Consider the following 23,992-nt stretch of genomic DNA (forward strand, 5'->3'; position numbering starts at 1 on the left):
TTCGGCGCCCACCTGGACGGCGTCTCCGCCGGACCCGGCATCAACGACAACGGCTCCGGCTCCGCCACCCTCCTGGAGAACGCCCTCGCACTCGCGCAGGCCAATCCGACGCTCAGCAAGCACGTGCGCTTCGGCTGGTGGGCGGGCGAGGAACAGGGCCTGCAGGGCTCGCAGTTCTACGTCGGTCAGCTCAGCTCCACCCAGCGCAGCGCGATCAAGGGCTACTACAACTTCGACATGGTCGGCTCGCCCAACGGCGGCTACTTCATCAACAACATCAACTCCACCACCGCCGCGCCGATGAAGGCCTACTGGGACACGCTGAACCTGCGTCCCGAGGAGAACGTCGAGGGCCAGGGCCGCTCCGACGACTACTCCTTCCAGCAGGGCGGCATCCCCACCTCCGGCTACGCGGCCGGCGCCGACGCCCGCAAGACCTCGGCACAGGCCACGAAGTGGGGCGGCCAGGCGAACGCCTCCTACGACTCCTGCTACCACTCCGCGTGTGACACCACCGCCAACATCAACGCGACGGTCCTCGACCGCAGCGCCGACGGAATCGCCTACACCATCTGGAAGACGGCGGTCGGCGGACCCGCGCCCACCAACGACTTCTCGATCGCGGTCACGCCCGGCGCGGGCAACGTGCCCTCCGCCGGCGGCACCGCCACGACGACCGTGAACACGACCACCACGAGCGGCACCGCGCAGACCGTGGCGCTGAGCTCCAACGGCGCGCCCAGCGGCGTCGGGGTGACCTTCAACCCGACGTCCGTACAGTCCGGGGCTTCCTCGACCGCCACCATCACGGTCGCGGCCGGCACCACGCCCGGCACGTACCCGATCACCATCACCGGCACCGGCTCGGTCGTGCACTCGACCACGTACACGCTGACCGTCGGCAACACCAACCCGGGCAACGCGCTCCAGAACGGCGGCTTCGAGCAGGGCACCGCCAACTGGACGCAGGACGCCACCATCATCACCAACAGCAGCCAGGCCACCGCGCACGGCGGTAGCTGGTACGCCTGGATGATGGGTTACGGCAGCACGGCCACCGAGAACGTCACCCAGTCCAACATCACCGTCCCGGCCGGCACCTCGCTCCGCCTGTGGGTCAGGATCACCACACAGGAAGTCGGCTCGACCGTCTACGACACGCTCAAGGTCCAGGTCAACGGTACGACCCTGGCCACCTACTCCAACACCAACGCCACCGGCACCTACGTCCAGAAGACTGTCGACCTGAGCGCATACGCGGGCCAGACGGTCACGCTCCGGTTCGCCGGTTCCGAGGACGAATCCGCCACGACCACCTTCTACGTGGACGACGTCAGCATCTCCTGACCCGTCCCCGATCGCTCGTGATGATCGTCCGATGAGCAACGCGCCCCGCTCCCGACACCTCATCCGGGAGCGGGGCGCCTCGTCGTGTGGGCCCGGTCGCGGTGCCGATCAGCCGCGGTCGTGTGCCCGCAGCCGCCGGCCGACGGTGCCCAACGCCTCGGCCAGGACCGCGAGTTGCTCGCGATCCAGCACATCGATGAGCACTTCGCGAACCCGCTCCACGTGCGCGGGCGCGGCACCGCGCAACCGCTCGGATCCGTGCTCCGTGAGCACCGCGAAGACGCCGCGCGCCTGGTCGGGACACTGCCGCCGACGGACCAGGCCGAGCTTCTCCAGTTGGGCGACCTGGTAGGTGATCCCGCTCTTGGAGGTGATCAGGCGTTCGGCCAGCTCGGCCATCCGCAGTTCCCCGTCGGACGCGGCGGACAGGTGCACGAGGATCTCGTACTGCGGATGGGAGAGGCCGGCCTCGTCCTTGAGTTGGCGCTCCAGCGCCCGGTCCACGCGGTGGCCGGCCTCGACGAAGCTCTGCCACGCCGCCATCTCGAGGTCGTCCAACCACCGCGGCTCACTCATGCGCGCCAGCCTACTGAGCTTGTCGAAGCCGGGGGCGGGCTGTAGCGTCGAAGTAGTTCAAATTTGAACTCACTATCGTCCGACGACCTCGCATCGACAGGAGACACCCGCATGTCCTCCCCCGCCGAGACGACCCTCCGCAGCCTCGACCGGTCCCCCGATACCGCGTCGCCGACCGCGCCCGGCCCGTCCCTGCACGGATACGACCTGGGGTTGCTCCTGCTGCGCGTCGTGGTCGGCCTGACCATGGCCGCGCACGGCTCCCAGAAGCTCTTCGGCTGGTTCGACGGCGCCGGCCTCGACGGCACCGGCCGGTTCTTCACCATGAGCGGTTACCCGTCCGGCAAGGCGATGGCCACGGTGGCCGGCCTCACCGAGACCTTCGGCGGCCTGGCCCTGGTCGTCGGCCTGTGCACCCCTCTGGCCGCCGCCGCGATCGTGGGCACGATGATCAACGCGGTCGCGGTCAAGTGGGACGGCGGCTTCTTCGCGCCGAGCGGCGTCGAGTACGAACTGCTCCTCACCTCCGCCGCCGCCGCGCTCGCCCTCACCGGCCCGGGTCGGCCGGCCGTCGACCGTTTCCTCCCGGTCCTGCGCGCGCACCGTCTCGCCTACGGCATCGCCGCCGTCGCCGTCGGCGTGGTCACCGCCGGCGTCATCCTGATGCTGCGCGACTGACGCCGGACGATCGCCCGGGCCTGGGTGACAGGCCCGGGCCTCGGGCCTCGGCTTCGGACCCGGGCCTCAGGCCGGCCTCGGACCCGGGCTTCAGGCCTGGGTGGCCGCGGTGGGAGCCGTCGGGGCTTTGCCGCGCTCCAGCGCGTCCGGGTCGAGCACCTGATCGGCGGGCGGCGCGGTGGGCGTGCACTTCTGCGCACCCCTGGTGAGGTTCAACGTCATCGTCACACTGCCCGACACGGTGACCAGCGTCGGGAAGGGCTCACCCTTCTCCGGGACGTGCAGCGTCACCGTGTTGCCCTTGGCGTTCTTCTTGCTGAGCGGAATCAACTTCCTGCCGTCCACCGTGACGACCTCGCCCTTGGCCACACCCTCGGCGGAGCCCTGGAAGAAGTCGCTCATACCGCCGACGCTCCCGTCCTCGCCGTCCTCGCCCTTGGCGGGAGTCTTCACGTACCGGCCCGCGAAGAGCTTGCTCATCAGAGCCGCCTGCGGGCCCCGCTCCGCCAGGGCCTTGGCCCAGAAGTCGGGTTCGGCCTTCATGTAGACGAACGTGCCGACCAGGACGATGTCCACGGGCGATCCGTCGACCTTCATCGTGCCCTGCAGGTCGGCGTTCCGCAGGCAGACGTCCACGTCCTGCTTCCTGCCCCGGTTGTCGCCGCCGCCGACCATCTTCACGTCGTCGGCCTCGCGCAGCCGGGCCAGTGCGTCGTCGGCCAGCACCTTCGCGTCCTTGTCCGCGTTGGACTTCTCCGAGCCGCCGTCACAGGCCGCCAGACCGGCGACGGCGAGAGCGACGACGGCCGAGACGGCGGCCGTACGGATCATGCGCATGGTGCTCCTTGACGCGGCGTGAAGCAGGGGCGGTCGCGCGGTCGCTCCGGCGGGCCGAACCGTCCCCGTGACGATCACCAGACTCACAGGTTCCGCCCCTCGGCGACACCCTGATTCTCGGCCCCGTCCGGCCCCGGGTTGCCGAACATCGGCAATGTCGAACGGACCTACGCCGACCGCTGCCCGAGACGCCCCGACAGGCCCGAAACGTCGCGCCCGACACCCGCGACACCACGCCCGACGAAGCGCCCGCCACTGTCGAGAAACCGCTCCGGATCGGCCTCGACGGGTTGACTACATACCTAGGGGGGGTATGTTGTAACCGAAGCCGCCGACCGGAGCACATCCGGTGCGGCGGATCCGAGAACCGGGAGGCTTCGCCATGGGCACGTCCACGTCCACCACCGTCACCGCGACCTACACCGTCACCGGCATGACCTGCGGCCACTGCGTCTCGTCGGTCCGGACCGAGGTCGGCCGGATCGACGGCGTCACCGACGTCGGGGTCGACCTCGCGAGCGGCACCGTCACCGTGACCGCCGACACCACGATCGACGACGCGGCCGTCGCGGCGGCGATCGACGAGGCCGGCTACGAGCTCGTCGCCCCCGCGGCGGCGCCTGCGGCGGGCGCGAGCTGCTGCGGTAGCTGCCACTGACCGGCCCGGGAGGGCGCCCACCCACGGCGCCCTCCCGGCCGGCGCGGCCCGCGGCCAACCGACGACCGGGGCCCGCGGCCCGACTGGACCCCGACCCCGATCCCGACCCCGATCCCGACCCCGACTTCGATCCCGACCGACCGATCGACCGAGGAGAGACCATGAACACGGCAGTCAAGGTCGGCGCGTTCGGCGCCGGCATCGTCCTGGCCTTCGGCGCCGCGTTCGGCGTGGGCCACGCGGTCGGCCCGGTCGGCTCCGACCCCGCGCCCGCGCACGGCGGACACGGCGCCGACGCCGACGCACGCGGCGTCGAGCCGGCCCCCGGTGCGACCGGCGTCAAGCCCGCCGCCGCCGAAGCGCCCGGCGGCCTCCAGGTGTCCGAACGCGGCTACACGCTCGCCGCGCCCGCCGAACCGCTCCCGGTCGACACCCCGACCGACTTCCGGTTCCGCGTGCTCGGCCCGGACGGCCGCCCGTGGACTCGCTACGACCGCGCCCACGAGCAGGACCTGCACCTGATCGTGGCCCGCCGCGACCTGTCCGGCTTCCGGCACGTGCACCCCACACTCGGGCCGGACGGCACGTGGAGCGTCCCGCTGACCTTCACGACCGCCGGCACGTACCGCGTGTTCGCCGACTTCACCCCCACCGGGGACCCCGGCGGCCCGCTCACCCTCGGCGCCGACGTGGTCGTGGCCGGCTCCTACGAACCGGCCGCGCTTCCCGCGCCGACTCGCACCGCGACCGTCGCCGGATACACCGTGACCCTGACCGGCGACCTGTCCGCGACCGGCTCCACCGCGCTCACCCTGAACGTGAGCAAGGACGGCCGCCCCGTCACCGACCTCCAGCCCTACCTCGGCGCCTACGGCCACCTGGTCGCCCTGCGCCAAGGCGACCTCGCCTACCTGCACGTGCATCCCCAGGGCGCGCCCGGCGACGGCAAGACTCCCGCGGGTCCCGGCATCGGCTTCCACGCCCAGGCTCCCAGCGCGGGCAACTACCGGCTCTACCTGGACTTCCGGCACGAGGGAACGGTCCGCACCGCCGAGTTCACCGTGAACGTGGGCGCTTCGACCAGCACTGAGGCACCCCCGGTCGTGCCGGCCTCGTCGCCCGCCGCGGAAGCGGAGCACGGCGAACACGCGCACTGAGCACCACGAGCGCGCGCAGCGGGCCGGGCAAGGACGCGGCCGAACGAACGAGCACGCGCGTCGAGCCGGGCAAGCCCACGTACCGAAGGAACCACCGAGCGGCGACATCGAGGCCGACACTTGCGCTCCGTATACCCCCTAGGGGTATATTGGAGGTGTGATCGCGAGCCCGCACCGGCCGCCACCGCCCCGGGCCGCGACGGCCACACCGCACCACGACACGAGAAGGAGAGGGCGATGAGTTCGAGCACCGAGACCTCGGCGCCGCAGGACACCGGGCAGATCGAGTTGTCGATCGGCGGCATGACCTGTGCCTCGTGCGCGATGCGCATCGAGAAGCGACTCAACAAGCTCGACGGCGTGACCGCGACGGTCAACTACGCCACCGAGAAGGCCAAGGTCACCTACGCCGGCGACATCGCGCCGACCGACCTGGTCGCCCAGGTCGAGGCCGCCGGCTACACCGCCGAGCTGCCCGCCCCGCCCAAGAGCGCCGGCGGCACCGACGAGCCGGCGCCGGACGCGGACCCGGACGGGGGCAGGGTCCGCGCCCTGCGCGATCGGCTGCTCGTCTCCGCCGTACTGACCGTGCCGGTGATCGCGATGGCGATGGTCCCGGCCCTGCAGTTCACCAACTGGCAGTGGTTGTCCCTCGCCCTGGCCTGGCCGGTCGTCGCCTTCGGCGCCTGGCCGTTCCACAAGGCCGCGTGGACCAACCTGCGGCACGGCACCTCGACCATGGACACCCTGGTGTCCATGGGCACCCTCGCCGCGCTCGCGTGGTCGGTGTACGCCCTCTTCTGGGGCACCGCCGGCACACCCGGGATGACCCACGCGTTCTCCTTCGCCATCGAACGCGGCGACGGAGCGGGCAACATCTACCTCGAGGCCGCCGCCGGGGTGACCACGTTCATCCTGGCCGGCCGCTACTTCGAGGCCCGCGCCAAGCGCCGCTCCGGTGCCGCGCTCAAGGCGCTGCTCGAACTCGGCGCCCGCGACGTGGCCGTGCTGCGGAACGGGCGCGAGGAACGGGTCAGGGTCGAGGAGTTGGTCGTCGGCGACCTGTTCGTGGTCCGCCCGGGCGAGAAGATCGCCACCGACGGCGTGATCGAGCAGGGCACCTCGGCCGTGGACGCCTCGATGCTCACCGGCGAATCGGTCCCGGTCGAGGTACGCCCCGGCGATGTCGTCACCGGGGCCACCGTCAACGCCGGCGGCCGACTGGTGGTCCGCGCCACCCGGATCGGCGCCGACACCCAACTCGCCCGAATGGCCCGCCTGGTCGAGGACGCGCAGAACGGCAAGGCGCAGGTGCAGCGCCTGGCCGACAAGGTCTCCGGCATCTTCGTGCCGATCGTCATCGCGCTGGCCGCCGCCACGCTCGGCTTCTGGTGGGGCACCGGTCAGGGCGTCGCCGGCGCGTTCACCGCCGCCGTCGCCGTACTGATCATCGCCTGCCCGTGCGCCCTGGGCCTGGCCACCCCGACCGCGCTGATGGTCGGCACCGGGCGCGGCGCGCAACTGGGCATCCTGATCAAGGGCCCCGAGATGTTGGAGTCCACCCGCCGCGTGGACACCATCGTCCTGGACAAGACCGGCACCGTCACCACCGGCCGGATGACCCTGTTGGAGACCCACCTCGCCGCCGACGAGCGGATCGAGGACGTGCTGCGGCTCGCGGGTGCCCTGGAGAACGCCTCCGAGCACCCGATCGCCCAGGCCATCGCCAAGGGTGCGAGCGAGCGCGTCGGCGACCTGCCCGACCCCGAGGACTTCGCCAACGTCGAGGGGCTCGGCGTCCAGGGCATCGTCGAGGGCCACGCGGTGCTGGTCGGCCGCACCCGGCTGCTCACCGAGTGGGCCTTGGACCTTCCCGTCGACCTCGAACGCGCCATGGCCGACGCCGAGGCGCTCGGCCGGACCGCCGTCGCGGTGGCCTGGGACGGAAAGGCCCGCGCCGTCCTGGTCGTCGCCGACGCGGTCAAGCCCACCTCCGCCGAGGCCATCCGCCGCTTCCGCGAGCTGGGCCTGACCCCGATCCTGCTCACCGGCGACAACACCACCGTCGCACGCACCGTCGCCGCGCAGGTGGGCATCGACCCAGAGCACGTGTACGCCGAGGTGATGCCGCAGGACAAGGTCGACGTGGTCACCCGGCTCCGGGCCGAGGGCCGGATCGTGGCCATGGTCGGCGACGGCGTCAACGACGCGGCGGCGCTGGCCACGGCCGACCTCGGTCTGGCCATGGGCACCGGCACCGACGTGGCGATCGAGGCCGCCGACCTGACCCTGGTCCGCGGCGACCTGCGGGCCGCCGCCGACGCCATTCGGCTCGCCCGCAAGACCCTGGCCACCATCAAGTCCAACCTGTTCTGGGCGTTCGCCTACAACGTCGCCGCCCTCCCGCTCGCCGCCGCCGGCCTGCTCAACCCGATGCTCGCCGGCGCCGCGATGGCCTTCAGTTCGGTCTTCGTGATCAGCAACAGCCTTCGCCTGCGCGGCTTCAAGGCACTCGCCGACGAAGGCCCCGCCACGAGCGCGGCCTGAACCACCCGCACGACCCGACCCCCGCCGGCACCGCCGGCGGGGGTCGTCCGCATGATCGAGTGGTGACCGGGGTCGACCGGAACGACCGCACCGTGGTGACCATCGTCGACTGCCCGCCCACAACGGCCGTGCGCCCGGCGTCCGTTGCGGATGCCGGGCGCACGACGGGGTGGTCAGGCCGGTGCGGGAGCCGTCGCGTTGATCACCGCGAAGGCGCCGCCCTGCGGGTCCTGCACCACGGCCATCCGACCCGCCATCATGTCGAACGGCGGCTTGAGCACATTGCCGCCGGCCCGGATCAGCGCGTCCACCGTGCTGTCGGTGTCGTCGACGGAGAAGTACGTCAGCCAGTGCGCGGGCGTGCCGGGCGGCAACTGATCCAGCCCCTGCATGCCGCCGATCACCCGGCCGCCGGCGCTCAGCGACGAGTAGCCCTCGGCACCCTCCATCTCGGCGGCCTTCAGGCCCAGCGCGGCCGAGTAGAACGTGGACGCGGCGGCCGTGTCGCCGGTGTTGAGCTCGCTCCAGATCACCGCGCCGGGCTCGTTGACCACCTCGGCGCCGCCGAAGTCCCGCGCCTGCCAGATCCCGAACACGGCGCCCGTGGGGTCGGCGATCACGCCCATCCGGCCGAGCGTCATCACGTCCATCACCGGCATGACCATCGTGCCGCCGGCCTTCGTGACGGCCTGTTGGGTGGCGTCCGCGTCGGCGGTGGCCAGGTAGGTGGTCCACGCGGTCGGCGGCGTCTCCCCGCCGTCCGGGGACATCGCGCCCACGATGCCCGCGACGGGCTTCCCGTTCAGCAGGCACACCGAATAGCCACCGGTCTCCGGCGGCCCGACCTCGCCCTGCCAGCCGAACAGATCGCGGTAGAAGTCGAGGGCGGCCTGCTGGTCGGGGACCATCAGGTCGACCCAACAGGGGGTGCCGGGCACGTAGGGCTTGGTGACCACGGGCATGACGTGAACCTCCAGAGAAACCGACAAGGAACGCCCCCGTCCCCTCATCGTCGGCGCCCTCGGCACGGCCCGCCACCGACGTGACCCATTCGTCGACGCGAGGCACCGCGCGCCTGCCAGGCCTTGCCGATACAACGTATCCAGTGTGTACATTGTCTACTACAGATACAACGTACGCAGCATTGTCGTCCGGCCATGAACGTGCGGCCACGGGCGTCGTCGGCCACTGGTGTCGTCCGCCGTCGATGCCGTCGGCCATGCGTCGGCCACCGTGTCGTCAGCCCAGGGAGAACACGTGACCAGCCACCCGCCAACCACGACCGTCGATCAGGTCCGGCCGCTGTTCCGCCCGTTCGCCGTCGGCGGCCTGGAACTGCCCAATCGCATCGTGATGGCCCCGATGACCCGCGGATTCTCACCCGGCGGGGTCCCCGGGGCCGATGTCGCCGACTACTACGCCCGCCGCGCCGCCGGTGGCACCGCGCTGATCGTCACCGAGGGCACGTACATCGGCCACGCCACCGCCGGGTGGGGCGAGCGTGTGCCCCGCTTCCACGGCGAGGACGCGCTCGCGGGTTGGCAACACGTCGCGCGGGCCGTGCACGCGGCGGGAGGGCGGATCGCGGCGCAGCTCTGGCATGTGGGAACCAGGCTCGACGACGGGATGCGGCCACCCGCCGGCACCGGGATACTCGGCCCCTCCGGCCTCGGTGCGGACGGCCGAGCGATCGCCGGTGGGCGGGCGATGAGCGAAGCGGATCTGGCCGACGTGATCGACGCCTACGCGCGGGCCGCCGGCGAGGCCGAACGGCGCGGCTTCGACGGCGTCGAGATCCACGCCGCGCACGGATACCTGATCGACTCGTTCCTGTGGAGCACCACCAATCGGCGCACCGACGGGTACGGCGGCGACCTGCACCGCCGCACCCGCCTCGCCCGCGAGGTCGTCGCCGCCGTGCGCGGCGCGGTCTCCCCGACGTTCCCGGTGTCGTTGCGCTTCTCCCAGTGGAAGATGGACGACCACGCCGCCCGCCTCGCGCACACCCCCCACGAGCTCGAACGCCTGCTCACGCCGCTGGTCGAGGCCGGGGTCGACGTATTCCACGCGTCCACGCGTCACCACCTCGCACCGGAGTTCGAGGACGGCGAGCTGACGTTGGCGGGCTGGACCCGCAAGCTCACCGGCCGGCCCACGATCGCGGTGGGCTCCGTCGGCCTCGACGTCGACTTCCTGCGGGCCCTGGCCGGGGCGAAAGGCTCGCGCACCGACCTGGACGGCCTGCTCGCGCGCCTCGACCGCGACGAATTCGACCTGATCGCCGTCGGCCGCTCACTGCTGGCCGACCCGGAATGGGCCGAGAAGATCCGTACCGGGCGACCCGACCGGGTCACCCCCTTCACCCGGCCCCTCCTGGGTTCCCTGCACTGACCCGACACCGCCGGCGGCGCGTACCAGCAGCCCGGTGAAAGCGTGCGTGGGCTCGGTCAGGACGCGCCGCGCCGGGCCGTGTTCGACCACCCGCCCGTGGTCCAGGACCGCGATGCGATCGCCGAGCAGGCCCGCTGCCGCCAGGTCGTGGGTGATGAACACCAGGCTCAGCTCGGCGCGTTCGCGCGACCGCGCGAGCAGTTCCAGGATCGCGAGCCGGGTCGGCGCGTCCAGGCCGGAGGTGATCTCGTCGCAGACCAGCACCCGGGGCCGGGCGAACAGCGCGCGGGCCAGCGCGGCGCGCTGCAACTCGCCTCCGGACAACGCGCCCGGGCGGCGGCCCGCCGTGTCGGCCGGCAGTCCCAACTCGCCCAGCGTGTCCAGCGCCTGCGCGCGGGCAGCGCCCGGCTCGACACCGCGCAACCTGACCGCTGTACGGGCCACCTGCTCGAACACCGGCCGATATTCGTCGAAGGAGGCCCGCGCGTCCTGGAACACGTATTGCACGGAGGCCAGTTCGGCGCGGGTACGAGCACGCAGGGTGCGTCGCAGCGGCGTGCCGTCGAGCAGGACCCGCCCGTCGTAGCGGCTGTGCAGTCCGGCCACACAGCGTCCCAGGGTGGTCTTGCCACTGCCGGAGCGCCCCACCAGGGCCAGGCATTCGCCCGCTTCCACCGACACGCTCACGCCGTGCAGCACGGCGGTCGCCCGCCCGCCCGCGCGGTGCCGGGCGACCACGTCGCGCACCTCGAGGCGGGACCCGGCCGCCGTCCGGGCCGAGGGCACCGGCCGGTTCGGCGGCTCCGCGAGCCCATCCGGCCGCCGCGCGGTGAGCGACACCCGGCCCGGCGGCCCGGACTCGACCACCCGCCCGTGCGCCAACACCACGACTTCGTCGGCCAGTCGGCGCACCACGTCGAGGTCGTGGCTGAGCAGGATCACCGCGATGCCCTGTCCGGCCACCGCCGCCAACCGCTCGACCACCCCCTGCTTGGTCAGCGCGTCCTGCCCCGTGGTGGGCTCGTCGGCGACCACGGCACGGGCCCCGAGCAGGAGGGCCTGGGCCAGCACCACACGCTGCTGTTGCCCGCCGGAGAGTTGATGCGGGAATCGCCGCACCGTCTCCTGCGGATCCGGGATCCGAGCCGCCCGCAGGGCGTCGTACACCCGCGCCCGAATCGCGGCGCGTCCGCCTCCCGCCGGCCGGGCGATGTCGCGCAGCAGCGCCCCGACCCGGCGGGCCGGGTTGAGCGCGGCGGCGGGATGTTGCGGGATGTAGCCCACGGGACCTTCGCCGGTGACCCGTACCTCGCCCGTCACCCGGGCGCCGGGCGGGAATTCGCCGAGCAGGGCCAGCCCCGTGGTGGTCTTGCCGCTGCCGGACGCGCCCACGAGCGCGGTGATCCGCCCCGCGCGCGCGGTCAGGCTCACCCCGTCCACGATCGCCCGACCGCCGACCTCCACCCGCAACCCGGATACCACCAGCACCGGTTCCGGATCACTCATCGGTGCTCTCCCGTCCGCTCCCGGGAGCCTTGCAGCGCCGCGTCGAACAGCAGATTCGTGCCCATCGACAGCGCCACGATCAGCGCCGCGGGCACCACCACCGCCCACGGCTGGAGGAACAGGCCGACCCGGTTGCGGTCCACCATCACCGCCCAGTCCGAGGCGTCCGGTGCCACGCCCACGCCCAGGAACGCGGCGGTGGCCACCAGGTACAGCGCTCCCGCCAGCCGCGTGCCCAGGTCGGCGGCGAGGGTCCGCCGCATCGACCGGGCCACGTAGCCGACGGCGATCCGCCACCACGACTCGCCCTGCATCCGCAGCGCCTCCACCACCGGACGCGCGGCGATCTCGGTGGCCGCCGAGGCCACCACGCGCGCCGCGTCGGGCACGGTGACCAGGGCCACCACCGGGACCAGTTCGCCCGGTCCGGGCCGAAACAGCGCGGCCACGAGCAGCACGAACAGCAGCGAGGGCACCGCGAGCAGCACGTCCAGTGGGCGGACGAGCAGTTCCGCGAGCCAACTCCGGCCGGTCAACGCCGCGGCCAACCCCAGCGGGATCGCCACCAGATAGGCCAGCGCGGTCGCGGCGACCGCCACGACCACCACCGAGCGCCCACCCAGCAACACCTGTCGCCAAACGTCGCGACCGGCGAAGTCGGTGCCCAGCCAGTGCCCTCGGCCGGCGGTGAAGGACACGGAACGAGATTCGGGCGCTCCCGCGAACAGCGGCCCGAGCACCGCGAACAGCAGCGGCACGGCGATCAGTCCCAGCGCGAGCGCGTACCGCCACGCCATCCGCCTGCGGGAGCCGATCCCGTCGCGAAGCCCGTCCCGGGCGGTGAGGCCGCTCACGCCGCCACCTCCGCACGCGGGGCGAGCCGGCGGGTGACCAGGTCGGCGCCGAGGTTGACCACGACGGTGACCACTCCGAACACCACCGCCAGGCCCTGGACCACCGGGATGTCGCGCGCCGCGACCGCGTCGATCAGCACCGTGCCCAGTCCCGGGATCACGAACAGGGCCTCGACCACGATCACGCCGCTCAGCAACCAGTCGCAGGTCCGGGCGAGTTGCTGGCCCGCCGGGGCAAGCGCGTTGGGCAGGGCGTGGGTCCAGCGCACCCGGGCCGCGGACAGGCCCTGCCGCCGGGCGTGTGCGACGTACGGCGACGCCATCGCGTCGATCATGCCCGCCCGGACCAGGCGACTGATCGTGCACACCGGCCGGGAGAGCAACACCAGCACCGGCAGCACCAACACGGCCGGGTGCGCCCACGGATCGCCGCCGGTGCCGACGGCGGTGGGCGGCAACCAGCCCAGGCGCAGCGCGAACAGCGTGGTCAACAACACCCCCAGGGCGAACTCCGGGACGGCGTGCACGGCCGAGGTCAACGCGCTCACGGTCCGATCCAGCGGACCGCCCTCGCGGCGCGCGGCGAGCACGCCCAGCCCCACCGACAGCGGCACCAGCAGGGCCGCGGTGACACCGGCCAGCGTCAGGGTCGGGCCGAACCCGTCGGCGAGCAGGTCGGTGACGGGTCGACCGGAGATCAGCGACGTACCCAGGTCGCCGCGTGCCAGGGCGCCGCACCAGTCGAGCAGTCGTTCGGCGGCGGAGTGGTCCAGGCCCATGGACTCCCGGATTCGGGCGATCCGTTCCGGATCGGGCTGGTCGCCGGCCAGGGCCACCGCCGCGTCGCCGGGCAGCGCCTCGGTGAGCGCGAAGATCAGCACGACCAGCGCCGCCGTCTGCGCCACCCCGAGCAGCAGTCGGCGGCTCAGCCAGGTCCGGTCCGGGCTCACGCGAGCCAGACCCGGTCGAATCGGGCCCAGTCCAGCGTGTTGGCGGGCGCGGTCACCGCCACCCCGCGCACCCGGTTCGCGGTGGCCACGATCCAGTCCGCGAACCCCCAGATCAGAAAGCCGCCCTCGGCGTGCAGCCGGCGCTGCATGCGCTCGTAGAGCGCGGTGCGCAACGCCTCGTCGGAGGTGGATTGGATCTGTTGGTAGAGGTCGTCGAAGTCCTTGGCGTGCCACCGCGTGGCGTTGGTGGTGGAACCGGTCAACAGCCGCTGGGAGACGTGGGATTCGATGGGCATCGCGCCCGAGCGGTAGGAGGCCAGGGTGCCGCCGGTGAGGATGTCCTTCCAGTAGGTGTCCTTGTTGCCGACCCGGACCTCGACGATCACCCCGGCCTTGGCGGCCTGTTCCTTGAAGATGCCCGCCGCCTCGACGAATCCGGTGGCGGCCGGCGCGGTGTCCAGGGTGACCCGCAGTCCCTCCGCGCCCGCCTCGCGCAACAGGTCGCGGGCCTTGGCCAGATCCTGGGTGCGTTGCGGGATGCCGGCCGCGTAGTAGCGGTATCCCTTGCCGAACAGGTCGTTGCCCACCTCGCCGGCGCCCGACAGCGCGCCGTCGACGAGTTCGCGACGGTCGGCGATCAGGCAGAACGCCTGCCGAACCCTGAGGTCGTCGAACGGCGGCCGGTCGGTCTTCATCACGAAGCCCTGCATCGCGCTGTTGCGCAGCCGCAGCACGGTGATCCGGCCCTTGCCCTCGTGGACGCGCGCGGTGGCCGGGTTCAACTCGTGCGCGTACTCGACCTGTCCGCCCAGCAGCGCGTTGGTGCGCGCCGACTCCTCGCCGGCGACCACGAATTCCAGTTCGTCCAGGTGCGGCGCCCCCTCCCAGTACTTCTCATTGCGCCGCAGCAGGAGCGAGCTTCCGGGCTTGAACGAGGCGAACGTGAACGGGCCCGAGCCCACCGGTCGTTCGAAGGAGTCCGCGCCCTTGGGCACGATGTAGGCGCCGAACGCGGCCAGCGTGTTCGGGAATTCCGCGTAGGGCCGTTTGAGGCGGAACTCCACGGTGCTCGGGTCCGGGGCCGAACTGGCGTCCAGATCGATCGGTTCCAGGGACGCCTTCGCACGGAACGCCCGCTTGGGATCGGCGATGCGGCGGAAGCTGTACAGCACGTCCTCGGCGGTGACCGGCCGGCCGTCGTGGAAGGCGGCCGGGCGCAGCCGGACCCGCCAGGTGACCAGGCTCGGGTCGGCCTCCCAGCCCGCGGCCAGCCGGGGCACCGGGGCCAGATCCGCGCCGTAGTCGGCGAGTTTGTCGAACAGGGCCTTGGCCCGGGCCACGTCGACGAACAGATTGGCCAGGTGCGGATCGAGGTTCTCGTTGGCCCCGCCGCCCGGGAAGGCCGCGCGCAGTCGGCCGCCGCGCCTGGGGGTGCCCTCGGCCTGGGCGTTGGCGGCGCGCCGGCCGGGGTCGGCCGACCCGCCGCCCGCGCAACTCACCGCCAGGGCCAGGGCGCCGGCGCCGCCGGCGGCGAGGAGGACGCGACGCGAGGTGCCGGGCGGGCGGTCGCCGAACGGTATGGCGGGGCTGGTGCGACTCATGGGTCGTGCTCTCCGTGATGGTGGTGGGGATGGTGGCGGAGCCGTGCTGGGGATGGTGCCGCAGCCGTGGCGGTGCGTCAGTCGAGCCGGCGGGCGACCACGTGCAGGCGGTCCGAGTCGGCGCTGTCCGCCGGTGGTGCGCCCTCGGTCCACGGCGGGTCGGTGCGCGGTCCCGGGCGGTCGTACAGGGCGAGCACCTCGAACCCGGCGACCGTGAGGAAGTGCCGCAGTTCCTGCGGGAACAGCAGCCGCCACGCGGAGTACTGCGCGCGGGGCGGGGTGCCCCGATCCGAGGTCCACACCCGGCGTCGGCGCAGCAGTTGCGCCGCGTGGTCGACCCACAGCGTGGTGTGCGAGGTGTGCGTGACGCCGTCGTGGACGACGGTGTCCACGCGGGGTGTCGACGGTTGCCGGGCGCCGTCCGCGCCGCGCAGGAAGTAGGCGCCGTTGCGCAGTTCGGCGATCAGCAGGCCGCCCGGCGCCAGGTGTCGCCGGGACCGGTCCAGGAACGCGGTCAGTTCCGCGTTGTGGTGGCAGTACAGCAGCGCGCTGTCCAGGCAGACGACGGCGTCGAAGGTGCGTCCGAGGTCGAAGTCGCGCATGTCGGCGAGGCGGTAGTCGGGGCCGGGGTGCCGGCTGCGGGCATGGTCGAGCATGGCCGCCGAGGTGTCGATGCCGACCACCTCGCGCGCCGCGTCGCGGTGCAGCCAGGCCGCGTCCCGCCCGGTGCCGCAGCCGACGTCGAGCACGCGCGGCCCGGCCTCGTAGCGGCGCAGCGTCTCCTCGGTCCAGCGGGCGGCGACCCGGTCCGGATCGGGGAAGCGCCGTTCGTAGAGTTCCGGCGTGTCGGTGAGGAGGTTGCGGGTGTTCATCGCGGCTCGCTCTCGGCCCGGAGGCGGTCGCCGGCGGGCGAGGCGGCCGGCCCCTCGGCGGCGCCGGCGGACGGGGACACCGGCCCCTCCGCGGCGATGATGGGCGGCGTGGGCAGCACACCCCTGCGGTACAGCCGGGCGACCGCGAGGGCCGAGCCCAGCCCGAGCACCACGCAGCACACCCACGGCAGCCACGCGCGGTCGGTGCGCGCGCCGCTGTCCATCGCCCACCCGATCCCGGCGTTGCCCACGGCGGCGGCGATGCCGGACGCCCCGTAGAACAGTCCGAAGCCGGTTCCGGTCAGCCCCTCGCGGCCGAACGCGGGAATCAGTTCCAGCACGAATGGCTGGGCGACCATCACCCCCACGTGCAGCAGCAGCGCGCCCGCGAGCAGCGGCAGCAGCCGCAGCGCCGCGTCCGCGGTCCCGTCCGGGCCGGTGCCGCCGGCCACCAGGATCGGCGGAAGGAAGGCCAGGCCCATCAGCGCGGTTCCGGCGGCGATCCAGCGGGCCCGGTCGCCGCGTGCCTGCAGGTACCGGGTGATCCGCAGTTGCAGGAGCAGATTGGCCGCGGTGCCGATCACGAAGAGCAGTCCGACCGCGCTCTCGCGCCCGGTGGCGTGCCGCACACCGTCCGGGAGCAGCAGGTAGAGCTGCGCCTGCAGGCCGTACATCCCGGCCATCGCGATCGAGAACGCCACGAACGCGCGGTTGCCCAGGACTTCGCGCCAGTCGGCGGCCACCGACCCCTGTGGGGCGGGGACCGGGCGGGCCGGCAGCACGGCGGCCTGGGCGAGGGTGAGCACGGCGAACAGGGCCGCCGCGGTGAGCGCCGCGGTGGTGAAGTTCACCAGGAGCAGCAGGCTGCCCAGCACCGGGCCGAGCAGCGCCCCGGTGGTGGCGAACACGTTGAACAGGGCGAACGCCTCCGCCTTGCGTTCGCCCGCCTCCTGCGCCAGGTAGGTGCGTACGGCCGGGTTGAACAGGGCACCGGCGAGGCCGCTGAGCACGGCCGCCGCGATCAGGATCGGCAGACCGTCACCGAGCGCGAACAGCGCGAATCCCACGGTGCGCAGCGCGCATCCGGCGATGATCACCCCGCGTGCGCCGAGCCGGTCGGCCGCGGAGCCGCCGACCACGAACAGGCCCTGCTGGCTGAGGTTGCGGACGCCCAGCACGATGCCGACCACGGCCGCCGATTGCCCCAGGTCGTCGGTGAGGTGGGTGGCGAGGTAGGGGATCAGCAGGTAGAAGCCGGTGTTCACGCCGAGTTGGTTGACCAGGAGCAGGCGCACCGCGAGCGGGAAGCTCGCCACCGCGCGCAGAGTCCTCATCGGCGCTCCCGCGCGGGCGCGGGCCGGACGCCCAGGCCGGCGGCATCGGCGGCGCGTACGGTGCCGTCGAGGCCGCCGATCCCGGTCCACGGGTCGTGCGCCAGCAGCAGGTGGCCGTCCAGGTCGATCCAGCGGGCCCGGTCCAGAATCTGCACAGCCGGCGCGAGGCCCAGCGAACTGCCGGTCAGGCAGCCGAACATGATCTCGGTACCGCTCCCGCGCAGCGCCTGGACCAGGCGCAACGCGGCGCGTGCGCCGCCGCATTCGGCGAGTTTCAGGTTGACTCCGGGCACTTTCCCGGCCAACCGCAGTACGTCCTCGGGAGTGACCGCGTCCTCGTCGGCGATCACCGGGATCGGCGCGTGTCGGGCGATCCGGGCGAGCAGGTCGGGTCGGCCGGGTGCGACGGGTTGTTCCACGGCCTCGACGCCGAGCGCGGCGAAGCGCGGGAGCAGGTCCAGGGTGCGGGCCTCGGTCCAGCCGCCGTTGGGGTCGAGCAGCAGCCGGGCGTGCGGAGCCGCGGCCCGCACGGCCGCGACCCGGTCCAGGTCGTGGACGGGGTCGGGCGAGCCGGCCTTGATCTTCAGGACGGTGAAGCCGAGCGCGGCCAGCCGGCCCGCCTGGGTCGCGGCGCGCTCGGGCTCGACGATGCCGATGGTGCGGGCGGTCGCGGCGGCGGGCGCCCGGTCGGCGCCGAGCAGTCGGTGGACGGGTCGATCGGCACGCTTGCCGACGAGATCCCACAGGGCCGCGTCCAGGGCCGCCAGGACACCGGCGGGCAGGCCGCCGGGGGCGGCCGTGTCCAACTCTGCCGAGGCGCTCTCGGGTTCGGCGAAGCGGGCCAGCCACGGCCGGGCCGTGCTCTCCAGTGCTGCCACGATGGTGCTCGCCGACAGGCCGAGCCGCGGGCTGCCCAGCGCCTCGCCGCTGCCGTACCTGCCCTCGTGTTCGATCGTCACCCACACCGCGTCGCGACCGGCCGTCACCGAGCGCGATATGCGCAGCGGCTCGGCCAGTTCCAGACGCGCGGTGCGCCACGTGAGCCTCATGTCGTTCCTCGGGTCGCGGTCTCGGGTGCGGGCGCGGAGATCGGCGCCCGCGGGGTCGGCGGCGCGGGTGTGCGCCGGGACGGTCGCGGGTCGTCGACCCTGCGGCAGCGGGCCCAGCCGGCGACCTCGACGGCGCGCGCGTGCAGGATCTCCACCGGATGGGTGGGGACGACCGCGCGATCCAGGCCGTGGGTGCGGCAGAAGTCGTCGTCGTAGACGGTGCCGAGGTAGCGGTGCGGCCCGTCCGGGAAAACGCCGACCACGGTCGCGCCCCGGTGTACGCGGGCCGCCCAGGCGGCGACCAGGGCGACCGCCCCGGTGCTCCAGCCGCCGCTGACGAAGCTGCCTCGGGCCAGCCTGCGGCACGCGTCCACGGCGGCGGCCGGGCCGACCCAGTGCACCTCGTCGAACGCGTGGTGGGCGACGTTGCGCGGATGGATGCTGCTGCCCAGTCCGCGCATCAGCCGAGGACGCGCGGGCTGCCCGAAGATGGTCGAGCCGACCGAGTCGACGCCGATCACGGTCAGCGCGGGCCAGCGCCGACGCAGCGGTCCGATCAGCCCGGCGCTGTGCCCGCCGGTACCCACGCTGCACACGAGCACGTCCACGTGCTCCAGGCCGTCGACCAGTTCGGCCGCCATCGAGGCGTACCCCGAGGGGTTGTCGGGGTTGTTGTACTGGTCGGGCCAATAGGCGTCGGGGGTGCCGCGCAGGATCTCGCGCACCCGGGCCAGCCGGGCCGCCTGCCAGCCGCCGGTGCTCGCGGGTCGATCCACCACCTCCAGCGCGGCCCCGTGGGCTCGGAGCAACTGGCGCATGGACGGCTCGAGTTCGCCGTCGCAGACGAGCCTAACCGGATGACCCAGGGCCTGGCCGGCGAAGGCGAGTCCGACGCCCAGCGTGCCCGAGGTGGACTCGACCACCAGCGCGCCGGGGCGCAGTTCGCCGCGCCGCCGGGCACCGCGCAACATCGACACGGCGGCGCGCGCCTTCATGCCGCCCGCGCTGAGGTATTCGAGCTTGGCCCAGAAGCCGGGTTGCGGACAGGGCAGCGCGGTGCCGATCCGCACGAGCGGCGTACGGCCGAGCAGCGCCAGCAGGTCGGGGTTCGCGACGACCGCCTCGGCCGGACCGGGCGCGGGACGCGGTGCGGGAACGCTGTTCACGAGGCGCCCTCGCCGTACCGGTGCACGACTCCCGGGCCGCCGTCCAGCCAGAAGAACGGGTACGGCTCGGCGCACACCGCGCTCACCCCGGCGCCGAGGAACAGCGGCAACACCGCGCTGCCGGTCTGGGCGAACATCACCAGCGGCTTGCCGGTGCTCGCGGCATGCGCGCGCAGCGGCTCGAAGGTGCCGTTGCCCAGCGTCATCCCCGACGCCAGGATCGCGTCGCAGTACGCCAGTTCCGCGTTCGCGTCGCGGCGGATCGGCTCGCCCCACTCGGTCGTGCCGCCCTTGAGGTCGCACGGCACGCAGTGCAGGCCGAGCGCGCGCAGCCGTTCCAGGAGCGAGTTGACCACGCCTACCACCAGGACCGTGGCCGGCCGTTCCAGCGGCAGCAGTTCCACCACCGCGCGGGCCCGGGCCCGCGACTTCTCCAGCGAGGTCCCGGCGGGCAACGGGTGGGTTCGGGCGCCGTGTTCGGCGGTGTGCGGACGGCAGCGCATCAGGTAGGCGTCCAGCGCGGCGATCCGGATCGGTGCGAGCGGGTGGGCCAGCAGTTCGGCCACGCTCGCCCCCACGCAGTCGTCGAGCGTGTCGGCGGGCAGCGTGCCGGGTTCGGCCGCGCACGAGCCGACCGCCGCGCCCAGTCGCACGCTGAGCACCTCGTTGCGATAGCCGCCGGAGCGCTCGGCGTGCCGGACCGCCTGGATCGTGCGGAACGCGGTGCTCACCCGCTCCCCGGCCGGGTCGGGTCCGTACCGGCCGGCGGCGACCCCGGCGAGCAACTCCTCCAGCGAGCGCACGGGTGGGGTCGGGGGCGCGCTCATCCGGACACCACCGTCGGGTCCGCGTAGCGCGGACGCAGTCGGGACAGCAGCCACTCGGCCGACTCGCGCGCGGCACCGCCTTCGGTGTCGGCGGTCATCACATGACCCAGGTAGTCGTTGTTGCTGGTCGCGGCGCGCACCGCGCGGCCCGGTTCGGTCAGGGTCAGTTCGACCACGTCGGGCCGGTGCCGGACGGCGTCCGCGCCGTCGATGGCCACGAGCGTGCCCTCGCCGCCCGCGGGCAGGTCCTGCTCGTTCGGCAGCAGCAGGCCGATCGCCGCGCTGCGCATCCCGGTCGGGCGTTCGGCGAGGTCGGGTCGCCGGCCGAGGGCGACGTCCACGCACGCCGCGACCAGGTCGACGCCGGTGACGTGACGGACCAGTTCGGTGATGCGGTTGCCCGCCGGTCGCGGATTGACCTCCACCACCCGCGGGCCGTCCGGGGTCAGCTTGATCTCGGTGTGCGCGACCACGTGGTCCAGGCCGAGCGCCTCGACGGCGCGCACGGCGGTGTCCGCGGCGGCCCGGGCCAGGTCCGGGTCCACCGCCGCCGGGAACATGTGCCCGGTCTCGACGAACCACGGCGCGCCGCCCAGGCTCTTGTCGGTGACGCCGACCACGTGGGTGTGCCCGTCGAAGGTGACGGTCTCGACGCTGACCTCGGGGCCGGTGAGGAACTCCTCGACCAGCACGACGGGCACCCGTTCCTGTCCGCGCGCGTTCACCGGGAAGTCGACCGACGCCCGGTGGGCGTGCGCCGCCTCGACGTCGTCGTGCACCTTGCGCACCAGCATTCCGGCGCACAGGTCCACCGGCTTGACCACCACCGGATAGCCGATCTCCCGGGCGGCGGCCCGGGTTTGCTCCCGGTCCCGACACAGCGCGAAGCGCGGGCCGGGCACGCCCGCCTCGGCCAGCCGTACCCGGGTCAGGTCCTTGCGGCAGGCCGCCTCGACCGCGACCGGATCGGGGGCCGGCAGGCCCAGCCGGGCGGCGATCCGGGCCGTGCCGGGCAGGTAGTAGTCGCACGCCGACACCACCCCGTCGAAGCCGAACACCTCGTGCAGCCGCTCCGCCAGCAACGGCAGTTCGGCCGTGTCGTTGGTTTCGGCGGTGACGATGTTGCGCGCGGCCAACAGCGGATGGGGTGCGCCGTCGGACCCGGGGCGCGCTCCGTTCGGCGTCGAGCGCAGGTAGTGGTGCAGGTCCCGGGTCAGGAAGGTGAACTCGTGCCCGCCCTCGTGGATCGCTCTGGGCAGCAGCCTGCTCATCGCCCCGACCCAGCTTTCGACAACCAGCAGATGACCCACCGAACTCCCTCTCCGCCTGCGGCGACGGCTCTCTCGCAGAGCGTCGACCCGCCGCACCGTATCGGGAATGGTTTTCATTATCAATGCTTGACTAATGAAAGTCGTTTTCAGTTATGGTGGTCGTCGAGACGCGTCGGGGCAGCCCAAAACAGCCCGGAACAGCCCGGAACAGCCCGAGAAGGCCCAGGCCGGCCTCGAGCCGGCCTGCCTCGGGCAGGGGTGGGGCAGGCAAGGGCAGGGCGGGTCGGGGGCCCGGACCGCTCCAGGCCGCCCCCGTCAGTCGGCCCGCATCGGTTCGACGATCTCCTCGTGCCGGGCGCGGGGTGGACACGGCACGCCGTCGATGGCGGTCACCCGCGCGACGAGCCGAACGCTGAAGATCGGCCACACGCCGTCCCCGCGCAGCGCCCCCGGGTCGTCGGCCCGCGGTGCCGGTCGGGCGCGGTCGGCGACGGTGTTGTCGACGTGCACCAGAGTCCCCGGGCCGCAAGCGGGCGGCTCCGGCGCGCCGGTCACCGCAACGCCGCCGAAGTGAGCGTCAGGGTGCCCGCGTCCGCGTCCAGGTCGGCCTCGACGCCCAGGGGCATGGTGAGTTGGCGCCGCCCGTGGCCGAAGTCGAGTCCCGCCAGCACCGGCACGCCCAGCGGCGTCAGCCGGTCGCGCAGCACGGCGTCGATCTGCTCGATCGACCCGCAGTCCGCCCAACTCCCGGTCGCGATCCCGGCCACCCCCGCGAACCACCCCGAGCGCAGCAGTTGGGTGAGCAACCGATCAATGCGATACGGCTGTTCCCCGATGTCCTCGAACAGCACGATCGCGCCGCCGGCGGGCGACGACTCCGGGCATCCCAGCGAGCCGACCACCAGACTCAGCGTGCCACCCGTGGTGACCCCGCGGGCACGACCGGCCACCAGGGGGCGGGCCTCCGCGGAGCCCAGTTCCATCGCGTCCTCCGGACTGAACAAGGTCGCGCGCAGGTGGGCGAGGGTGCCCGGGTCGGGCGGTATGCCGTCCACCGCGCCGAAGCCGGCGGTGGCGGGCATCGGCCCGAACAGGGTGACCACGCCCAGCCGGGCGGCGAACGCGGTGTGCAGGGAGGTGACATCACTGGATCCCAGGAAGACCTTCGGCTCCGCCGCCGCCATCGACTCCCAACACAGCAGGTCGAGTGCCCGTGCGGCACCATATCCGCCGCGCGCGCAGACGATCGCGTCGATATCGGGATCCCGCCACGCGTCCTCCAGGTCGTGCGCCCGATCCCGGTCGGTGCCGGCGAGATACCCCGGCCCCTGCCCATCGAGGACGTGCGCGCCCGGCACCACTTCCAGCCCCAGGTCGGCCAGCACCGCACACCCGATACGCAACCGCTCGGCCTCGACCGGACCGGCCGGGCACACCACCGCGACCCGATCACCCGGCCGCAGCCGACGCGGGCGGCGCAGCGCCCGCCCGCCCGGCGCCGACGGATCGGGTTCGACCGGCCGCGTCACCACGAACCCCGCCCTCGGTCGGAATCGGCCGCCGGCCCCGATCCCCGCGCTGCCTCGACCACCTCGAACAACCACGAAGGCGTCCCGGGTCGGTCCCCGCACGAGGGACTCCGGTCGCGGCGCGCCGGGTCGTTGTTCGCCAAGTCGCGGCTCATCCGGTCGCGACTCGTCCGATCGCGGCTCGTCCGATCGCGGGTCGTGCGTTCAGCCCTCATGCCTCGCATCATGCCCAGCGTGGCCGGAGCAACCGGCCCGCGTTCACCTCACCGGGTGAATCGCCGCCGCGCCCGGCGGGTCCGGCCCGGGACGGCGACGGGCGCCCGCCGGGCAAGCCACACCACGGCGGCACGCGCCGGCGGAAGCACACGTCCCGGGCCCGCGCGCACGGCCCGACCACCCGGCCGCTCACGGACATCGCCGACCACCGGCAGGACCACCGCGCCGCCGACGACGTCCCGTTCGGCCGTCCCCACAGCCCCGGCATCACCAACAACCGTGAAACCGCCGCGCTCCGAGCCTGGGACGCCCATCCGTCCCGATCGGGCGGGTAACACCACCCCTGATCGGACCCGGAACCGCCGCCCGCCGAAGTCGCCCGCCGACAACGCTCGCCGACCGCGCACGCGCATCCGCCCGCGCGCCCGCGGAAGTCGCCGAATCCATCGGGTACACGCCGCCGCGACCCCGGAAAGACCCATCCACGAAGCCGGCTTCCCTACACCATCGGGGGCCTGAATTCATCACACTTGGATACCGCCGCCCCGCGGAAAGGGGTTTCGGTGGATCATGGGCGCAGAGCGGGTGGGAAGTCCCCACCCGCCGGAAGGGTACATGCCCGCCCC

Annotated in this window: 21 protein-coding genes; 6 read left to right on the top strand and 15 right to left on the bottom strand. The window is 73.1% G+C overall.

All coding sequences use genetic code 11. The features are described from left to right. Positions 1-1,347: M28 family peptidase (locus ACWCPW_RS22415; RefSeq protein WP_449763368.1), on the top strand; the 1,347-nt coding region annotated here is incomplete at its 5' end. A gap of 108 nt (positions 1,348-1,455) precedes the next feature. On the opposite strand, the gene ACWCPW_RS22420 is transcribed toward ACWCPW_RS22415, so the two are convergent. Further along, positions 1,456-1,923, bottom strand: coding sequence for a MarR family winged helix-turn-helix transcriptional regulator (locus ACWCPW_RS22420; protein WP_449763369.1), 468 nt, complete (start codon positions 1,921-1,923; stop codon positions 1,456-1,458). A 111-nt stretch (positions 1,924-2,034) separates the two neighbouring features. Between ACWCPW_RS22420 and ACWCPW_RS22425 the strand changes: the two genes are divergently transcribed. Beyond that, positions 2,035-2,601, top strand: coding sequence for a DoxX family protein (locus tag ACWCPW_RS22425; RefSeq protein ID WP_449763370.1), 567 nt, complete (start codon positions 2,035-2,037; stop codon positions 2,599-2,601). Positions 2,602-2,691: 90 nt separating this feature from the next. On the opposite strand, the gene ACWCPW_RS22430 is transcribed toward ACWCPW_RS22425, so the two are convergent. Next, on the bottom strand, positions 2,692-3,438 hold the full coding sequence (locus ACWCPW_RS22430; RefSeq protein ID WP_449763371.1) for a hypothetical protein: 747 nt from the start codon (positions 3,436-3,438) through the stop codon (positions 2,692-2,694). Between the two features lie 382 nt (positions 3,439-3,820). On the opposite strand from ACWCPW_RS22430, the gene ACWCPW_RS22435 reads away from it, so the two are divergent. The 3 genes from ACWCPW_RS22435 (at position 3,821) to ACWCPW_RS22445 (ending at position 7,800) form a co-directional block, all read left to right on the top strand. Then, positions 3,821-4,096, top strand: a complete 276-nt coding sequence (locus tag ACWCPW_RS22435) for a heavy-metal-associated domain-containing protein (RefSeq protein ID WP_449763372.1) — start codon at positions 3,821-3,823, stop codon at positions 4,094-4,096. Between the two features lie 161 nt (positions 4,097-4,257). Continuing rightward, the gene (locus ACWCPW_RS22440) at positions 4,258-5,253 is read left to right on the top strand and encodes a hypothetical protein (RefSeq protein WP_449763373.1); all 996 of its coding nucleotides are present in this window, start codon (positions 4,258-4,260) and stop codon (positions 5,251-5,253) included. Between the two features lie 237 nt (positions 5,254-5,490). Continuing rightward, complete coding sequence (locus ACWCPW_RS22445; RefSeq protein ID WP_449763374.1) at positions 5,491-7,800, top strand: heavy metal translocating P-type ATPase; 2,310 nt, start codon at positions 5,491-5,493, stop codon at positions 7,798-7,800. Between the two features lie 173 nt (positions 7,801-7,973). Here the strand turns inward: ACWCPW_RS22445 and ACWCPW_RS22450 are convergent, their stop codons facing one another. Beyond that, complete coding sequence (locus ACWCPW_RS22450) at positions 7,974-8,762, bottom strand: VOC family protein (protein ID WP_449763375.1); 789 nt, start codon at positions 8,760-8,762, stop codon at positions 7,974-7,976. A gap of 295 nt (positions 8,763-9,057) precedes the next feature. Here ACWCPW_RS22450 and ACWCPW_RS22455 point away from each other — a divergent pair, with 295 nt between their 5' ends. After that, positions 9,058-10,191 carry an NADH:flavin oxidoreductase gene (locus ACWCPW_RS22455; RefSeq protein WP_449763376.1) on the top strand — a complete coding sequence of 378 codons (1,134 nt, stop codon included), beginning with the start codon at positions 9,058-9,060 and terminating at the stop codon, positions 10,189-10,191. On the opposite strand, the gene ACWCPW_RS22460 is transcribed toward ACWCPW_RS22455, so the two are convergent. The 12 genes from ACWCPW_RS22460 to ACWCPW_RS22515 all read right to left on the bottom strand — a co-directional run bounded on the left by ACWCPW_RS22460 (position 10,093) and on the right by ACWCPW_RS22515 (position 23,150). Next, a complete protein-coding gene (locus ACWCPW_RS22460) occupies positions 10,093-11,697 on the bottom strand; it encodes an ABC transporter ATP-binding protein (RefSeq protein WP_449763377.1) in 1,605 nt (534 codons plus the stop codon). The two genes, ACWCPW_RS22455 and ACWCPW_RS22460, sit on opposite strands and share 99 nt — an antisense overlap. Next, the gene (locus ACWCPW_RS22465) at positions 11,694-12,494 is read right to left on the bottom strand and encodes an ABC transporter permease (protein WP_449763524.1); all 801 of its coding nucleotides are present in this window, start codon (positions 12,492-12,494) and stop codon (positions 11,694-11,696) included. The genes ACWCPW_RS22460 and ACWCPW_RS22465 overlap by 4 nt, the downstream gene beginning before the upstream one ends. Before the next feature lie 53 nt (positions 12,495-12,547). Further along, positions 12,548-13,501, bottom strand: coding sequence for an ABC transporter permease (locus ACWCPW_RS22470; RefSeq protein WP_449763378.1), 954 nt, complete (start codon positions 13,499-13,501; stop codon positions 12,548-12,550). Next, positions 13,498-15,102 carry an ABC transporter substrate-binding protein gene (locus ACWCPW_RS22475; RefSeq protein ID WP_449763379.1) on the bottom strand — a complete coding sequence of 535 codons (1,605 nt, stop codon included), beginning with the start codon at positions 15,100-15,102 and terminating at the stop codon, positions 13,498-13,500. Before ACWCPW_RS22475 ends, ACWCPW_RS22470 begins: the two co-directional genes overlap by 4 nt. 77 nt (positions 15,103-15,179) lie before the next feature. Next, positions 15,180-15,974 carry a class I SAM-dependent methyltransferase gene (locus ACWCPW_RS22480; protein WP_449763380.1) on the bottom strand — a complete coding sequence of 265 codons (795 nt, stop codon included), beginning with the start codon at positions 15,972-15,974 and terminating at the stop codon, positions 15,180-15,182. Then, the gene (locus ACWCPW_RS22485) at positions 15,971-17,308 is read right to left on the bottom strand and encodes an MFS transporter (RefSeq protein WP_449763381.1); all 1,338 of its coding nucleotides are present in this window, start codon (positions 17,306-17,308) and stop codon (positions 15,971-15,973) included. Before ACWCPW_RS22485 ends, ACWCPW_RS22480 begins: the two co-directional genes overlap by 4 nt. Continuing rightward, positions 17,305-18,357: a dipeptide epimerase gene (locus tag ACWCPW_RS22490; RefSeq protein ID WP_449763382.1), complete on the bottom strand. Its 1,053-nt coding sequence runs from the start codon at positions 18,355-18,357 to the stop codon at positions 17,305-17,307. The genes ACWCPW_RS22485 and ACWCPW_RS22490 overlap by 4 nt, the downstream gene beginning before the upstream one ends. Further along, positions 18,354-19,523, bottom strand: coding sequence for a PLP-dependent cysteine synthase family protein (locus tag ACWCPW_RS22495; RefSeq protein ID WP_449763383.1), 1,170 nt, complete (start codon positions 19,521-19,523; stop codon positions 18,354-18,356). The genes ACWCPW_RS22490 and ACWCPW_RS22495 overlap by 4 nt, the downstream gene beginning before the upstream one ends. Beyond that, on the bottom strand, positions 19,520-20,350 hold the full coding sequence (locus tag ACWCPW_RS22500; protein ID WP_449763384.1) for a hypothetical protein: 831 nt from the start codon (positions 20,348-20,350) through the stop codon (positions 19,520-19,522). Before ACWCPW_RS22500 ends, ACWCPW_RS22495 begins: the two co-directional genes overlap by 4 nt. Further along, positions 20,347-21,660: an ATP-grasp domain-containing protein gene (locus tag ACWCPW_RS22505; RefSeq protein ID WP_449763385.1), complete on the bottom strand. Its 1,314-nt coding sequence runs from the start codon at positions 21,658-21,660 to the stop codon at positions 20,347-20,349. Before ACWCPW_RS22505 ends, ACWCPW_RS22500 begins: the two co-directional genes overlap by 4 nt. Positions 21,661-21,936: 276 nt before the next feature. Continuing rightward, the gene (locus tag ACWCPW_RS22510) at positions 21,937-22,131 is read right to left on the bottom strand and encodes a hypothetical protein (RefSeq protein WP_449763386.1); all 195 of its coding nucleotides are present in this window, start codon (positions 22,129-22,131) and stop codon (positions 21,937-21,939) included. 41 nt (positions 22,132-22,172) lie between these two features. Further along, positions 22,173-23,150: a S66 peptidase family protein gene (locus tag ACWCPW_RS22515; RefSeq protein ID WP_449763525.1), complete on the bottom strand. Its 978-nt coding sequence runs from the start codon at positions 23,148-23,150 to the stop codon at positions 22,173-22,175. Positions 23,151-23,992: the final 842 nt, after the last annotated feature.

Source organism: Embleya sp. NPDC001921, from assembly GCF_053594475.1.